Raw genomic sequence first — 15,472 nt, 5'->3', positions numbered from 1 at the left:
CGCCACTATGGCTGACCCTACCACTACGCGCGCGCGTACCGGAGCGACAGGCGTATTGGTTTTAGCCAGTGGCGAAGTGATTTGGGGCAGGGGATTTGGTGCCGAGGGCAGTGCCGTCGGTGAAGTCTGCTTCAACACTGCCATGACTGGCTATCAGGAAGTAATGACCGACCCGAGCTATGCCGGGCAGATCATAAACTTCACCTTTCCGCATATCGGCAATGTAGGCACAAACCCTGAGGATATTGAGGCGACCAACCCGCATGCCTTGGGTGCGATTGTCCGACAGGATGTGACCAACCCGTCAAATTTCCGCGCCACCCAGCATTTCCGTGATTGGATGGCGGCGAATGGGCGGATAGGGCTATCGGGCGTTGATACCCGCGCTCTGACCCGTCTCATTCGTTTGCAGGGAGCGCCCAACGCAGTGATTGCGCACAGCGCCAACGGCAAATTCGATATCCCCGCTCTGCTGGCGCAAGCAAAGGCTTGGCCAGGGCTGGAGGGCATGGACCTCGCCAAGGATGTTACAACGTTGCAGACCTATGGTTGGGAAGGCGGTCTTTGGAAGCTGGGGCAGGGCTATGGCACACCCGCAAAGGGCAGCAAGAAGGTTGTCGCAATCGATTATGGCATCAAGCGCAACATCCTGCGCAACCTTGTCGACGCGGGTTGCGATGTCACGGTTGTTCCGGCCTATGCGAGTTTTGAAGACATTATGGCGCACCAGCCCGATGGCCTGTTCCTGTCAAATGGCCCCGGCGATCCTGCAGCGACGGGCGAATATGCGGTGCCGGTGATCAAGGCGTGGCTCGAAACCAAAAAGCCGCTATTCGGCATCTGCCTTGGCCACCAGATGCTGGCATTGGCCGTCGGTGCGAAGACCGAGAAGATGCACCAGGGCCATCGCGGTGCGAACCATCCAGTGAAGCGGCTGTCCGACGGCGCGGTAGAGATTACCAGCATGAACCACGGCTTTGCGGTTGATGCCGATACGCTTCCCGCCAACGCTCGCGCAACACACACGAGCCTGTTCGACGGCAGCAATTGCGGTTTCGAACTCACCGATCAGCCCGCCTTTAGCGTGCAATATCACCCCGAGGCGAGCCCCGGCCCGCAGGACAGCCATTACCTGTTCGAAAAATTCGCGGGGATGATGAGTTAATTTATGCCCAAAAGAACAGACATCCAATCAATCCTCATCATTGGCGCAGGTCCGATCATTATCGGCCAGGCGTGCGAATTTGACTATTCGGGAACGCAGGCTTGCAAGGCGCTGCGTGAGGAGGGTTATCGCATCATCCTCGTCAACTCCAACCCGGCGACAATCATGACCGACCCGGAAATGGTCGGCGAAAATGGTTCCACCTATGTCGAGCCGATCACACCCGAAGTGGTCGCAAAGATCATCGAAACCGAACGCGCCAAATATCCGCACGAGAAAATGGCGGTGCTTCCCACCATGGGCGGGCAGACTGCACTGAACACGGCGCTTGCGCTGGAGGCCAATGGCACGCTGGCGAAATTTGATGTCGAAATGATCGGCGCGACTGCCGAAGCCATCGACAAGGCCGAGGATCGCATCAAATTCCGCAACGCGATGGACAAGATCGGCCTTGAATCCGCGCGGTCGGGCATCGCCCACACACTCGAAGAAGCGCTGACCGTGCTCGAACGCACCGGTTTGCCGGCAATCATCCGCCCCAGCTTTACGATGGGTGGCACCGGTGGCGGGATTGCCTATAATCGTGACGAGTTCATCCAGATCGTCAATGGCGGCCTTGATGCCAGCCCGACAACCGAGGTGCTGATCGAGGAATCGCTTCTTGGTTGGAAAGAATATGAGATGGAGGTTGTCCGTGATAAAAAGGACAATGCCATCATCATCTGCTCGATCGAAAATGTCGATCCGATGGGTGTGCATACCGGCGACTCGATAACCGTCGCGCCAGCGTTGACACTGACCGACAAAGAATATCAGATCATGCGCAATGCGAGCATCGCGACGCTGCGTGAAATCGGTGTTGAAACAGGTGGTTCGAACGTACAGTTCGCAGTCAATCCGAAGGATGGCCGCCTGATCGTGATCGAAATGAACCCACGTGTGTCGCGTAGTTCGGCGCTGGCCTCCAAGGCCACCGGCTTCCCGATCGCCAAGGTAGCGGCCAAGCTGGCGGTGGGTTACACCCTCGATGAAATCGACAATGACATCACCGGTGCGACACCCGCTTCATTCGAGCCGACGATTGACTATGTCGTCACTAAAATCCCGCGTTTTGCCTTTGAAAAATTCAAAGGATCGGAACCGCTGCTCTCGACGGCGATGAAATCGGTCGGCGAAGTGATGGCGATCGGTCGCAACATCCATGAATCGATGCAAAAGGCGCTGCGCGGGCTCGAAACCGGGCTGTCGGGCTTCAACTATGTCGACGAACTGCGCGGCGCGCCGAAGGACGAGTTGGCCGCCGCGTTGACGCGGGCGACGCCCGACAGGCTGCTGGTCGCGGCCCAAGCATTGCGTGAAGGCATGTCGGTTGCCGAGGTGCACCAATATTCCAAATTCGATCCCTGGTTCCTTGAGCGCATGGCGGAAATCGTCGCGGCTGAGGAAGAGGTCAAAACCAATGGTATTCCGCAAGATGCCGAGGGGATGCGCCGCCTGAAAGCCATGGGCTTCAGTGACAAGCGGCTTGCCTTCCTCGCGCTCGAATCCGCGCATGTCCGCCCGGGAATGGAGAGCGCCATCCGTCGCGGTTCCGGCCTGATCCGCGATGCGATTGTCGCGATGACGGGCGGAATTACCGAGGCCGAAGTGCGCAAGGCACGTCACAAACTCGGTGTGCGCCCGGTGTTTAAGCGCATCGATACTTGCGCGGCGGAGTTTGAGGCGAAAACGCCTTACATGTATTCAACCTATGAAGCTCCCACTTTTGGCGAGCCCGAATGCGAGGCACAGCCCAGCGACCGTGAAAAGGTTGTCATCCTCGGTGGTGGTCCGAACCGCATCGGGCAGGGGATCGAGTTTGACTATTGCTGCGTCCATGCCTGCTTTGCGCTCGAGGAAGCCGGCTATGAGACGATCATGGTCAACTGCAATCCGGAAACGGTTTCGACCGACTATGATACCAGCGACCGCCTCTATTTCGAACCGCTGACCGCCGAAGATGTTCTCGAAATCCTGCATGTCGAGCAGCAAAAAGGCAAGTTGAAGGGCGTTATCGTGCAGTTTGGCGGGCAGACTCCGCTTAACTTGGCAAAGGCGTTGGAGGATGCAGGCATCCCGATCCTCGGCACATCGCCAGATGCAATCGACCTTGCTGAGGATCGCGAGCGCTTCGCTGCGTTGATCAACAAGCTGAAGCTGAAGCAGCCCGAAAACGGCATTGCACGCAGCCGCGAAGAAGCAATCAAGGTTGCCGAAACCATCGGTTATCCGGTGCTGATGCGGCCTAGCTATGTCCTCGGTGGCCGGGCGATGGAGATTGTCGACACGCAGGCGCAGCTCGAAAACTATATCGAAACCGCTGTGCGCGTTTCGGGCGACAGCCCGGTGCTGATCGACCGCTATCTGCGCGATGCGGTCGAGGTGGATGTCGATTGTGTGGCTGATGGTGATGACGTCGTAGTGGCCGGAATCCTGCAGCATATCGAAGAAGCCGGTGTCCATTCCGGCGATAGCGCCTGCACTCTGCCGCCGTACAGCCTGCCTGCGGAAATAGTTGCCGAAATCCGCCGTCAGGCCGAATTGCTTGCGCGCAATCTGAAGGTCACAGGCCTGATGAATGCCCAGTTTGCAGTAAAGGACGGACAGGTTTACCTGATCGAGGTGAACCCGCGCGCTTCGCGCACCGTGCCCTTTGTTGCCAAGGCTATCGGCGCGCCGATTGCGAAGATCGCTGCCCGCGTGATGGCGGGGGAGAAGCTGAAAGACCTTCCCGAAATCAACCTCGACATCGATTATATCGCGGTCAAGGAAGCAGTCTTCCCGTTCAACCGTTTCCCCGGCGTCGATCCGGTGCTCAGCCCCGAAATGAAATCGACCGGCGAAGTCATGGGTATCGCCAAGGATTTCGCCACGGCATTCGCCAAGGCACAGCTCGGAGCGGGAATGAGCCTGCCACAATCGGGCAAATTGTTCGTTTCGGTGAAAGACAGCGACAAGCCGCACATCGTGCCTGCCGTGCAAAAGGTTATCGAACTCGGATTTTCTGTCTGTGCGACGGGTGGAACCGCCGATTATTTGCAAGAGCAGGGGATCGAAGTCGAACGCGTCAACAAGGTTGCCCAAGGGCGGCCGCATATCGTCGACAAGATCATCGATGGCGAAATCGCGCTGGTATTCAATACAACCGAAGGTTGGCAATCGTTGAAGGATAGCGAAGATATCCGCCGTTCGGCGCTTGTGAACAAGGTGAGTTACTTCACCACGGCAAGTGCATCATTGGCTTCGGCGCAGGCCATCGAGGCCCTAAAAGCGAAAAAACTTGAAGTTTGCACGCTTCAGGACTATCATAAGAGGTAACAGCACTCCCCATATTGCTGAAAAATTGTGGGCTGGCCTTCCAGCCCCGAGAGAGTTTTTGACCGAAGGAAGACGAATAGCATGGCGACGATGGACAAGATGCCGATGTTGGCTGAGGGCTTTGAAAAGCTGACTGCTGACCTCAAACGGCTGCGCGAAGAGCGCCCCACCATCATCGATGCTATCGAAGAAGCGCGCGCGCATGGCGACCTTTCGGAAAATGCCGAATATCACGCTGCAAAGGAACGCCAGGGCCAGGTTGAGGCAGCCATTGCAGACATCGAAGACAAGATCAGCCGTGCTCAGATTATCGATCCGACGACGCTCTCGGGCGACAAGATCGTGTTTGGCGCGACCGTCACCTTGCTCGACGAAGACGATAAGCCGGTGAAGTACCAGGTCGTTGGCGAAGCCGAGGCTGACGCCAAGAAAGGCCGTATCAGCTATAACTCACCGCTTGGCCGGGCTCTTATCGGACGTCAGGTCGATGACGAGGTGGAAGTGACTGTTCCTTCTGGCGACAAATATTACCTCGTCGAGAAGATCGAGTTCATTTGATACCCGATTTCTGGCAGGGATAGGCGATGCAGATAGCCGCCGGGCCCGTTACCAAGACAATTGCCGCGATCAACATCGTGGTTGCGGTCATCATGCTTATCCCTGGACTTTACGAACCGCTGACGATCGCGGGTGCGTTGATACCGGCACGTTTTTCGATGGGAGATGCCGTCTTTGGTGACGTTGGCTACATGTTGCCTGCATGGCTAACACCAATCAGCTCAGCCTTTCTGCACGGCGGAATACTGCATGTTGCGCTCAACATGCTGATGTTGTTGATGGTCGGTGCCAATCTGGAACGCGTATTGGGCAGCAAAGGTATTGCGATTATCTACGCAGCCGGAATTTTTGCAGCGGCCTTGACCCAATTTGCTAGCGATCCCCAATCAGCGGTTCCGGTTGTCGGAGCCAGCGGAGCGATTTCGGCGTTGTTCGCATCGCATATGCAGCTGTTCCCGCGCAACCGGCCCAAGGCCTGGGGTGCTGTTTCGGGTAAACTCATCCATTCACTGCAGCTTTTGGCAGCGTGGATTGCCTTCAACCTGATGATGGGTTTTGTGGGGCCCGGTATTGGTGTGAATATCGCGATATGGGCGCATATCGGCGGTTTCATTGCCGGATTACTGTTGACCTGGCCCCTGTTAAACTGGCGTTATCGCAACGCCTGACGCAGGATTTTTCGCTTTATTGTTCCGGCTCGAGCAATTTGTGCAGGTGAACGACTACATATTTCATTTCGGCATCGTCAACTGTACGCTGGGCCGCGCCGCGCCAAGCTTCTTCGGCCTCGGCATAATCGGCAAAAATTCCGACAATATCGAGCTTGTCGAGTTCACAGAAATCGAGCGTTTGCGGATCTTTCACGCGTCCGCCAAAAACGAGATGCAATTTGGCCTGGGCCATTGTTGCTTTCCTTGTCTGAGAGAGGGTGCCGTTACGGCTTGGCGGCGCCCTTAGCGTTTCAGACAGCGAAATGCTAGCGCGAATTAATCGCGCTTTTGCGCTTCCTTTGCAGCAGCTTGGCCTGCAGCTTTCACCGCTTCGCTCGCCTTGCTGACGAGATCACGGAATTGATCGCGTATTGCATCGGAACCAAGGCCGACTTCGGCTACCTTGGCTTTACCGGCATCTTTCGCAGCGTTTGCAGCACGGACCGCGGTGTCATTAATGACCTTGCCGGCCTTTCCGAGAACCTTCTTTTCGCGCTCGGTCTTGGGCAACAGCATGCCGATAATGGCACCGATTGCGATGCCACCTGCGACGATTGCGAGCGGATTTTTCTCAATGCCTTCGTTCGAAACTTTACCAGCTTTCTTGGCGAGTTCTTTTGAACTCTCAACGCTGCGTGTGGCGGCGAGCTTGCCTTTTTCTGCAGCGACAGCGACCTTGCGTTTTGCGGTTGTACCCGCGTGAGCGATGGTTTCACGGGCACTGCCAGTCGCAGTCTTCAGATTATCGGCCAGCTTGCTCATTCTTCATCACTTTCGTCATTCGGCGCGCCCGTTTGCAGGCGCTGTATCCAGTCCGAAATGGGTCGCCGTGCGGCAAATAGCAATACAGCAAGTCCGGCAATCCCGACGAGCGGTGCATTTTTTGTAATGTTTTGCTTTGCTGCTTCTCCGGTCTTTACAAAGCGTGCCTTTTGCTTTGCAGTCCAGCGGGCACCAATGGTGCGCGGATGAAGGTCGATCTTGGCCTGTTCGATATCCGCCATCAACGATTGCCGCATCGCTTTACGGGTACGGTCGCGTTGCAATATCTCTTCGCGTTCAGGCAGCATTGTCTTCTTCGCTATCGAACTTCAGGTTGTTCGCTGTCCGGCGCGCGGCAAGCGCGGCACCCCAGGCAGCAAGAGCAAAACCGATCACCACCAATAAAGTTGCAATCCAAGGCCCAACATATTGCGACAGGATAAGCAGCAAGCCGAGGATCAGTGCCACGATGGCGCCAGAGAGGAAGAAAATCGCAAGAAATGCCCAGATACCCGCCTTGCGTAATATGCCGCCGCTATAGCTGAGGCGTGCTTTGGCATAGTCGATTTCGGCCGCGGCCAGCGCACGGACATCGTCTACCAAAGTCCGCACCTGTTCGGTCGGAGAAGGATGCTCGATTTCAACGGGAGAGGTGTCTTTATCCATCACTCCCCCGTCTTACCCGGGTAACAGCATTTGTTGAAGCCGTTTCGGCCTCAGTCCCGGCCAGAACGCACCAATCGTGCAAGCACGAAGCCAATCGCGGCCGCAGCACCGATTGCGGCACCGGGGCTTTTGCGAATGAATTGACGGGTGTCTTCTAGGATGTCGTCGACCTGCTTTGCGTCGATCTTGGTCGCAAAATCATCGACAGCGTCGGCAGCCTTGCGGGCATAATCGCCATATTGCGTGCCAACCTTTTCGTCGATCTGCTCTGCACTTTCGCGCAGGATCTTGCCGACACCCTCAAGGGCTTCGCTGGCCTTGTCCTTGCCGCTTGTCGCTGCTTCACGCGCACGATCAGCCGCCTTGTCTTTGATGTTTGCAAATTCGGTTTTCATTTTGGTTTTGACCTCTGTCTCGACCTTGCCCGGATTGGGCTTTGCCTTGGCGACAGCTGTCTTCGCGGGCGCTGCCTTCGGTTTTGCTGCCGACTTGGCAGCACGTTTCGGCTTTGACGCAGTCGTCTTTGCGGATGCGGCGGGTTGTTTGGGAGTGGCCATGTAAATCCTCCTTTCGGAACTGTTACCAAGCATATTGGTATTACAGGTGCTTTAGTCAACTATAACAGCACAAATTTGCAAGTCTGTCTGTGCATTCATATTCCGCTGGCCTTACTTCCTGCACCGATTGCCAGCGGGGGATTTAGCCATTAAGGGCGCGGCGAACCTTTCTCCCGGGAGCCAGCTATGACCGCTATCATCAATATCCATGCTCGTGAAATCCTCGACAGCCGCGGTAACCCCACAGTTGAAGTCGATGTCTTGCTGGAAGATGGCAGCTTTGGCCGCGCGGCTGTCCCGTCAGGCGCGTCGACCGGTGCGCATGAAGCGGTCGAAAAGCGTGATGGCGACAAATCGCGCTATATGGGCAAGGGCGTGCAACACGCCGTTGAAGCAGTGATCAACGAGATTGAACCGCTGCTCACCGATTACGAAGCCGAGGACCAGGAAGATATCGACGCGGCGATGATTGCGCTCGATGGAACGGAGAACAAGTCGCGCCTTGGTGCAAATGCCATTTTGGGCGTCAGCCTGGCGGTTGCCAAGGCTGCTGCCGATGCCCGTGGATTGCCGCTTTATCGCTATGTTGGCGGCGTTAACGCAAAGGTCCTGCCGGTGCCGATGATGAACATCATCAACGGTGGTGAACATGCCGATAACCCGATCGACTTTCAGGAATTCATGATCATGCCGGTCGGTGCCGATAGCCTTGCAGAGGCTGTGCGCTGGGGTTCGGAGATTTTCCATACCTTGAAAAAGGGCCTGCACGAGAAGGGCCTTGCGACAGCAGTCGGAGATGAAGGCGGCTTTGCACCCAATCTTTCGTCGACGCGTGCCGCGCTCGACTTCATCATGGCCTCGATCGAGAAAGCGGGTTTCAAGGCTGGCGAAGATGTCGTGCTGGCGCTCGACTGCGCTGCCACCGAATTCTTCCGCGACGGCAAATATGAAATCAGCGGCGAGGGGCTCTCGCTCGATCCGCACACCATGGCGCAATATCTGGCCGATCTATGCGCTGACTATCCGATCAAGTCGATCGAAGACGGCATGGCAGAAGATGACTTTGAAGGCTGGAAAGCGGTCACCGACTTGATTGGCAACAAGGTGCAACTGGTAGGCGACGACCTTTTCGTCACCAATCCAAAGCGCCTTGCGATGGGCATTGAAAAGGGCCTGGCCAACTCGCTGTTGGTGAAGGTCAACCAGATCGGTACGCTTTCGGAAACACTCGCAGCCGTTTCGATGGCGCATCGCGCGCGCTACACCGCCGTGATGTCGCATCGTTCGGGCGAAACTGAGGATGCAACGATTGCCGACCTCGCGGTTGCCACCAATTGCGGACAGATCAAAACCGGCAGCCTCGCCCGTTCGGATCGTTTGGCGAAGTACAACCAGCTCATCCGCATCGAGGAAGAACTGGGTTCAAGCGCCATTTACGCAGGCCGTTCTATCTTCCAGTGATTGCGCCGCCTGACGCCATGATGGTATAGACCCTTATGGCCAAGGCGAAACGCAAGACGAATCCTGAAGAGTTCCGCGCGAAACTCGTCACCGCCGCTGCATTGGTGGCGTTGTTGCTGATTGCATCCTACGCCCTGCTTGGTCCTACCGGCATTCTCGCCTGGGCCGAGTATAAGAGCGCCATTAACGAGCGCAGTAAGGAACTCGCCAAACTTGAAGAAGAGCGTGATGCGTTGCGCAATCGGCAGCGGCTTCTGGATCGCGACAATGTCGATCCGGACTTGGCCGGAGAGTTGATGCGCAAAGAGCTTAACGTTGTGGCACCAGACGAAATTGTTATCCCGCTGAAGGATAATGAATAGCTATGTCGTGAGGCTTCCCGACATAAAAGCTCTTCCATCCGGGCGCGCGAATCTTTAGGCGCTTTCCCTAACGTCAAACCAAAAGCCCCGTGAGAGGACGACGCATTGGCCAAATCCCCAGCAAGCAAGCCGAGCAAGGCAAAAGCCGCCTCGGTTTCAACCGACGCGATTGCAAATCGCGAACGTCCGGCAACCCCGGTGCCGTACAAGGCGACCAAAGAAGAGTTGCTGAAATTCTATCGCGACATGCTGCTTATCCGCCGTTTCGAAGAAAAAGCAGGGCAACTTTACGGTTTGGGCCTCATTGGTGGTTTTTGCCATCTGTACATCGGCCAAGAAGCTGTTGCGATTGGACTGCAATCGGCGCTGACGCCGGGCAAGGACAGCGTGATCACCGGCTATCGCGACCATGGCCACATGCTTGCCTATGGCATCGATCCCAACATCATCATGGCCGAACTGACGGGCCGTGCCGCCGGCATCTCAAAGGGCAAGGGCGGCTCGATGCACATGTTTTCGACCGAGCATAAATTCTATGGCGGGCATGGCATTGTAGGCGCGCAGGTTTCACTCGGTGCCGGCCTCGCATTTGCGCATAAGTACAACAATGACGGCGGCGTATGCCTTGCCTATTTCGGCGACGGCGCTGCCAATCAGGGTCAGGTTTATGAGAGCTTCAACATGGCGGAGCTATGGAAGCTGCCGATCATCTTCGTGATCGAGAATAACCAATATGCCATGGGCACCAGCGTCAACCGCGCCTCGGCAGAGGACCAGCTTTATCGCCGCGGGGAGAGCTTCCGTATTCCGGGCCTCCAGGTCGACGGCATGGATGTACTTGCGGTGCGCGGTGCGGCCGAAGTTGCGCTCGATTGGGTACGTAGCGGGAAGGGGCCCATCCTGCTCGAAATGAAAACTTATCGCTATCGCGGCCACTCAATGTCTGACCCGGCTAAGTACCGCAGCCGCGAAGAGGTGCAGGCTGTTCGTGAAAAGTCGGATCCTATCGATGGTTGCAAGGAAGACCTGCTCAAAATGGGCGTTACCGAAGACGAGCTGAAAGTAATCGAGAAGGAAATCCGCAATATCGTGAACGCGTCAGCCGAGTTTGCCGAGCAGGCCCCCGAGCCTGAACTTTCTGAACTGTATACCGACGTGTTGGTGGAGAATTACTGATGGCAATCGAGCTCAAAATGCCCGCTTTGTCGCCCACCATGGAGGAAGGCACGCTGGCCAAATGGCTGGTCAAGGAAGGCGATACCGTTTCGTCCGGCGACATTCTCGCAGAGATTGAAACCGATAAGGCGACGATGGAATTTGAGGCCGTCGACGAAGGAACAGTATCGCAGATACTCGTTCCCGAAGGCACAGACGGTGTCAAAGTAGGAACCGTGATTGCAGTGATCGCAGGTGAGGACGACGCAGCAGTTCCTGCCAAAGCACAGACCCCGCCGCCGCCAGCAACGCCGCCAGAAATGCAGACCGAACCGGTCTCTGCTGTGGCGCCGCCCCCGCCTCCAGTCGCCAAGGCGATTGCGGCCGATCCAGCAATTCCTGCCGACACGGCAATGACTACGGTCACTGTTCGTGAAGCGTTGCGCGATGCGATGGCAGAGGAAATGCGCGCCGATGACCGTATCTTCGTCATGGGTGAGGAAGTCGCCGAATATCAAGGTGCCTACAAGGTAACCCAAGGCCTGCTCGATGAATTTGGCCCGCGCCGCGTTATCGATACGCCGATTACCGAATATGGTTTCGCCGGAATTGGCACCGGAGCCGCGATGGGCGGTCTGCGTCCGATCGTTGAATTCATGACATTCAACTTTGCGATGCAAGCGATCGACCACATCATCAACTCCGCCGCCAAAACAAACTATATGTCTGGCGGCCAGATGCGTTGCCCGATCGTGTTCCGCGGGCCCAATGGTGCCGCCGCACGCGTAGGTGCACAGCATAGCCAAAACTATGCGCCTTGGTATGCCAGCGTGCCAGGATTGATCGTTATTGCGCCCTATGATGCAGCCGATGCGAAAGGACTGCTGAAAGCGGCCATTCGTTGTGAGGATCCGGTGGTCTTCCTCGAAAATGAGCTGATGTATGGCCGCAGTTTTGAGGTGCCCGCCGTGGACGATTATGTCCTGCCGATTGGCAAGGCTCGCATCGTTCGCGAAGGCCGAGACGTCACCATCGTTTCTTATTCGATTGGCGTCGGCTTCGCATTGGATGCAGCTGAAAAGCTGGCGGGTGAGAGGATCGATGCGGAAGTCATCGACCTGCGCACTATCCGTCCGCTCGACAAAGCGACAGTTCTTGCAAGCCTTGCCAAGACCAACCGATTGGTGATTGCAGAAGAAGGCTGGGCCACCTGCTCCATAGGCAGTGAAATCGCCGCTATTTGCATGGAAGAAGGTTTCGACGATCTCGATGCGCCGGTTGTACGCATTGCGAACGAAGATGTGCCGATGCCCTATGCCGCGAACCTGGAACGTGCGACGCTCATCAACGCGGACAAGATCGTTGCTGGTGTGCGAAAGCTGTTAGGCAGGTAAGCCTGATCAAGCGCAAGTGGCGACGGGATCTTCGCCGGTCTTGTCATAAAGACCGGTGAGATCGCGTGCATCGCGCACCACGAACACGCCTTTTGCTTTCAATTCCCTGGAAACGTAGGGCGAAATGCCAAAGAGCGCTTGAAAGTCGTAAGATACTTCTGCGACGATCAATGCGCTTCCCGGGACAGGTTTGACCCTTGCGGCACCCGTATTGATTCCGTCTTCCAGCGTGTGATCGCCCAATCCAGTACCTTCTGGGCCGAATTCGGAATCAACATCTTTTTCGCCCATGCACCGCTGCCAATGGATGTAGATGTTATCATCGGCATCATATTCGACACTGGAAATGATGATCCGTGCGTTGTCGAAAAAGTTAGGGTCGCCAAACTGTTTGGGCGCGCCAAGAAAGATGTCGTTGATATCAGATTCATAGACACGGCGTGTCTGGAGCACGCCTGCCTCGCCAACGCGTGAGGCATTATCTGCCGCTGCAAGGGCGATCTGGCTGATTTGCTGCTGGGTCTGCACATAATAGGCCGTTTCCGCACCTGTCACGCCGAGGACCATCAATATTGGCAAGGAATAGGCGAGCTCGATTACCGCTACACCCGACCTATCCTGCCTCATCCTATTGACAAAATTAGACAGCATTTTTCGTGCAAATGCCATTTCACTCATCCTCAGTCGTACAGTGGCCGGCGGTAACGACGGCTTCATTTTCTTCGGCATAAGGCTGGTTCCGCAGGACAGTTGAGGCAACCAGCGTCGTGAACGGCGAACCGCCGGTGATCCGGTAGATCGGGAAAATCCGTTTGTATCGGAAAGTTGCCGAGTACAGGACAGTAGCGCGCGCGCCGCCTTGGCCGGCAACGCCTTTTTCGTCCCAGATATTGTTACCGTTGGTATCCTCGAATGGCTCGTTACGGTCGCAAACATTGTCGTCGTCGGAGTCGATAAACTCTTCCATATCGCCGACATCTGCAAAACTTGTATAGCTGCGGCGGACATAGACGATCGAATTTTCACCGTCAGCATCCATCACTTGCGATACGGCCTGCGTTACCAGTGCGTCCATTTCGGCGGCGTTTTCCGCGTTAACCCGCAGGCCGGAATCGCGTGCTGCCTTTTGAATGGCGCCTTGCAGAACTCCACGTGCATAAAGCGAATAGCCAATGTCAAATGCGCCCAGCAGGAGCGTTAGGAGCACTGGTGTAATCAGCGCAAATTCAACAACGGTCACGCCATCGTTGTTGCGCTTCAGACGCGTGAAACTATGCCAAGCCATATCAGCTTTCCAACCTTAGCGCGGCAATATCACCTGCGATTCGGCGGAAATTGTCGATCAAATCATCGGCACTTTCCGATTCATAAACATGGCTTGATGCATCACGCGTTTCCCCTGCGCATTCGTACATCGCATCAGACAACTCCGTACCAAGGCCGACAATCCAGATCGTGACGTTCATGTTGCGCACGGCTTGGCAGATTGCGAGGAAACGGTCTTCATGGCGATTAAACTGCACGCCGGTACCGGCCGCCCCCGTGACACGGCGATCAAGATACTCAACGCCGTACAGCCCATAAAGCGAAGTGCTGGGGGCGAGTTCACCATCGGTCATGAATACCAGATGGCGTGAAATTGTGTCGCCGCTCGCGGTATAGGCATTTTCGCTAGCGAAAAGACCGATTGGCGAAAGCAGGCGTCCACCCCAGATCATTCCCATATCGTGATAGGTTGAACCCACAGCTACCAGGGAATCGACATAATCCTCGACCTCATCACGATCATATTCTCCGAGCTTCATTGCTTCGTGCGGGCAATAATGATTGGCTCGCGAGTAGGTAGATCGGGTTTGGTTGCTGGTCGTAACATTCTGTGAGTTCTGGTTTTGACGCAGATAGGTGATGTTCGACCATGCCGGCGTCCATTTTGTGGCATCATCGCTTGTCGGAACCATGTTCAGACCAAGGTCATAGGCGTCGGCAGATGGCGGCGAGAACGAGTTTTCGGATACGGTCTGCCGTTCCTCGATGCATCCGTTCCAGGTCGAAGTCACATTGCCGCCGCTATTGCCGGTTTGCGTTGTAACTGCTGCACCGCCATTGATCGTGGCGATATAGGCACTGACGTCATATGTTGTCGGCCCATATACCCAATAAGCGTTATTCGAAGGGACCATCGTCCATGCGGTTGGTTGGCTGACTTCGGTTACATCTGTTTCGATGACATAAGTATATTCACGCCGCTGTAACCAACACCTGTTGCTCGACCAGCGGTAACGATACTGATACTGTCGATAGGATTGTGTTTCAGTATAAGTAACTGTTCTTACACCGGTTCCATCGTCGACGCTGCTGTTATAATTGGTGACTTGGGGCGAACCTACCGCTTGAACTGCACTGTCAGCCGGTGAGGCCAGTGCATTGCAGGCATTGCGGCTGTTAACTGCAGAATTGATCGATTGGTCGGTCCAATTCCCGGTCCGTTGGTTTTGCGGATTGGAGCTGTCGCGGTCCGTTACAGGCGTTCCCCAAGCGGACGCGACTTGCGTGAATCCATTGGTCCAGACACGGCTTTGGTAAGTTGCAGTGGTGCGCAGCCAGTTTGGATTGGCTTGGTGCAGGATGCGCCCGACATTTACCGACGACGAATATGGCACAAAGCCATAACGCAGTTGCGAATCTTCAGAGACGGTAGGTGCAAGCGCATCATAAAACGCCATTACCGCCTCTCGTAGCGCGGCAATTCGAGACCCGGCTCCGCTGTTGCATTCGTCCGTCCCATCCACACACCAGTCCATCGAGCCGGTGGAATCGAGAACAAACATGATATCGGTGTTGCTAAGATCGAGCGCTGCGTCGCAGCTGACCGTCAATTGTTTCTCGTCCTCGGTGAACATTTGCATGATCACCAAAGGCAGAGTTGCCGTGGCCTGGCCGTTTACGGTGCCTTCATTTTCGGTATATTCGATTTCGACATCGTAGGAGCCATATGTTCCGTCGGTGAAATTGGCATGGAAATAACTCTCAGCCTGCGCCTTGGCGCTATCCGTGCCCGTTGTTGTCCAGACACCCGAGCCCATGACCTTTCGCCCTGCGAGTGAACCGGCATCGCATGCCTGCTGCAAACGAGTCTTGGTCATATAGATGCGCGCAACATCTACCCCACCGCCGATCATTGCAGTCAACGGCACCAATGCGGCAGCGACCAGCGCTATCGTATTGCCGGAAACGTCACGCCGAATGCGCGACAGGAAACTCTGCTGATTTCGCGCGAAACCGCCCTGTTTCATTTTTGGTCCCCACACACATCACACTGACACAC

General features: G+C 55.8%; 16 protein-coding genes. 8 read left to right on the top strand and 8 right to left on the bottom strand.

Annotation, left to right across the window (positions count from 1 at the left end; translation table 11 throughout):
• Positions 1-7 precede the first annotated feature (7 nt).
• The 4 genes from carA (at position 8) to ACFSAG_RS05460 (ending at position 5,748) form a co-directional block, all read left to right on the top strand.
• The gene (carA, locus tag ACFSAG_RS05475; RefSeq protein ID WP_381512217.1) at positions 8-1,165 is read left to right on the top strand and encodes a glutamine-hydrolyzing carbamoyl-phosphate synthase small subunit; all 1,158 of its coding nucleotides are present in this window, start codon (positions 8-10) and stop codon (positions 1,163-1,165) included.
• A 3-nt stretch (positions 1,166-1,168) separates the two neighbouring features.
• Complete coding sequence (gene carB, locus ACFSAG_RS05470) at positions 1,169-4,522, top strand: carbamoyl-phosphate synthase large subunit (RefSeq protein ID WP_381512214.1); 3,354 nt, start codon at positions 1,169-1,171, stop codon at positions 4,520-4,522.
• An 81-nt stretch (positions 4,523-4,603) separates the two neighbouring features.
• Complete coding sequence (gene greA, locus ACFSAG_RS05465) at positions 4,604-5,080, top strand: transcription elongation factor GreA (protein WP_374611191.1); 477 nt, start codon at positions 4,604-4,606, stop codon at positions 5,078-5,080.
• Between the two features lie 26 nt (positions 5,081-5,106).
• Positions 5,107-5,748, top strand: a complete 642-nt coding sequence (locus ACFSAG_RS05460) for a rhomboid family intramembrane serine protease (RefSeq protein WP_381512210.1) — start codon at positions 5,107-5,109, stop codon at positions 5,746-5,748.
• 16 nt (positions 5,749-5,764) lie between these two features.
• Here the strand turns inward: ACFSAG_RS05460 and ACFSAG_RS05455 are convergent, their stop codons facing one another.
• The 5 genes from ACFSAG_RS05455 to ACFSAG_RS05435 all read right to left on the bottom strand — a co-directional run bounded on the left by ACFSAG_RS05455 (position 5,765) and on the right by ACFSAG_RS05435 (position 7,775).
• Positions 5,765-5,983 carry a DUF4170 domain-containing protein gene (locus ACFSAG_RS05455; protein WP_298603778.1) on the bottom strand — a complete coding sequence of 73 codons (219 nt, stop codon included), beginning with the start codon at positions 5,981-5,983 and terminating at the stop codon, positions 5,765-5,767.
• Positions 5,984-6,066: 83 nt separating this feature from the next.
• Complete coding sequence (locus ACFSAG_RS05450) at positions 6,067-6,552, bottom strand: hypothetical protein (protein WP_381512207.1); 486 nt, start codon at positions 6,550-6,552, stop codon at positions 6,067-6,069.
• Complete coding sequence (locus ACFSAG_RS05445; protein ID WP_381512204.1) at positions 6,549-6,860, bottom strand: hypothetical protein; 312 nt, start codon at positions 6,858-6,860, stop codon at positions 6,549-6,551. The genes ACFSAG_RS05450 and ACFSAG_RS05445 overlap by 4 nt, the downstream gene beginning before the upstream one ends.
• The gene (locus ACFSAG_RS05440) at positions 6,850-7,218 is read right to left on the bottom strand and encodes a phage holin family protein (protein ID WP_374611183.1); all 369 of its coding nucleotides are present in this window, start codon (positions 7,216-7,218) and stop codon (positions 6,850-6,852) included. Before ACFSAG_RS05440 ends, ACFSAG_RS05445 begins: the two co-directional genes overlap by 11 nt.
• A 50-nt stretch (positions 7,219-7,268) precedes the next feature.
• Positions 7,269-7,775, bottom strand: coding sequence for a hypothetical protein (locus ACFSAG_RS05435; protein WP_381512201.1), 507 nt, complete (start codon positions 7,773-7,775; stop codon positions 7,269-7,271).
• A 186-nt stretch (positions 7,776-7,961) separates the two neighbouring features.
• On the opposite strand from ACFSAG_RS05435, the gene eno reads away from it, so the two are divergent.
• The 4 genes from eno (at position 7,962) to ACFSAG_RS05415 (ending at position 12,147) form a co-directional block, all read left to right on the top strand.
• Positions 7,962-9,236 carry a phosphopyruvate hydratase gene (gene eno / locus ACFSAG_RS05430; protein ID WP_381512198.1) on the top strand — a complete coding sequence of 425 codons (1,275 nt, stop codon included), beginning with the start codon at positions 7,962-7,964 and terminating at the stop codon, positions 9,234-9,236.
• 35 nt (positions 9,237-9,271) lie between these two features.
• Positions 9,272-9,598 (top strand): FtsB family cell division protein, encoded by a 327-nt coding sequence (locus tag ACFSAG_RS05425; protein ID WP_381512195.1) that lies wholly within the window; start codon positions 9,272-9,274, stop codon positions 9,596-9,598.
• A 105-nt stretch (positions 9,599-9,703) separates the two neighbouring features.
• Positions 9,704-10,774, top strand: coding sequence for a pyruvate dehydrogenase (acetyl-transferring) E1 component subunit alpha (gene pdhA, locus ACFSAG_RS05420; protein WP_381512192.1), 1,071 nt, complete (start codon positions 9,704-9,706; stop codon positions 10,772-10,774).
• Positions 10,774-12,147, top strand: coding sequence for a pyruvate dehydrogenase complex E1 component subunit beta (locus ACFSAG_RS05415; protein ID WP_381512190.1), 1,374 nt, complete (start codon positions 10,774-10,776; stop codon positions 12,145-12,147). The genes pdhA and ACFSAG_RS05415 overlap by 1 nt, the downstream gene beginning before the upstream one ends.
• 6 nt (positions 12,148-12,153) lie before the next feature.
• Here the strand turns inward: ACFSAG_RS05415 and ACFSAG_RS05410 are convergent, their stop codons facing one another.
• The 3 genes from ACFSAG_RS05410 to ACFSAG_RS05400 are packed head-to-tail and all read right to left on the bottom strand — an operon-like array spanning position 12,154 to position 15,440.
• Positions 12,154-12,774 carry a TadE/TadG family type IV pilus assembly protein gene (locus ACFSAG_RS05410; RefSeq protein ID WP_381512187.1) on the bottom strand — a complete coding sequence of 207 codons (621 nt, stop codon included), beginning with the start codon at positions 12,772-12,774 and terminating at the stop codon, positions 12,154-12,156.
• A gap of 43 nt (positions 12,775-12,817) precedes the next feature.
• Complete coding sequence (locus ACFSAG_RS05405) at positions 12,818-13,432, bottom strand: TadE/TadG family type IV pilus assembly protein (RefSeq protein WP_381512184.1); 615 nt, start codon at positions 13,430-13,432, stop codon at positions 12,818-12,820.
• 1 nt (position 13,433) lies between these two features.
• The gene (locus ACFSAG_RS05400) at positions 13,434-15,440 is read right to left on the bottom strand and encodes a pilus assembly protein (RefSeq protein WP_381512181.1); all 2,007 of its coding nucleotides are present in this window, start codon (positions 15,438-15,440) and stop codon (positions 13,434-13,436) included.
• Between the last annotated feature and the right edge of the window lie 32 nt (positions 15,441-15,472).

Source organism: Sphingorhabdus buctiana (assembly GCF_042680825.1).
GTDB lineage: Bacteria > Pseudomonadota > Alphaproteobacteria > Sphingomonadales > Sphingomonadaceae > Sphingorhabdus_B > Sphingorhabdus_B buctiana.
The sequence above is the reverse complement of the archived record's forward strand: the minus strand, read 5'-3'. Positions and strand labels throughout refer to the sequence as shown.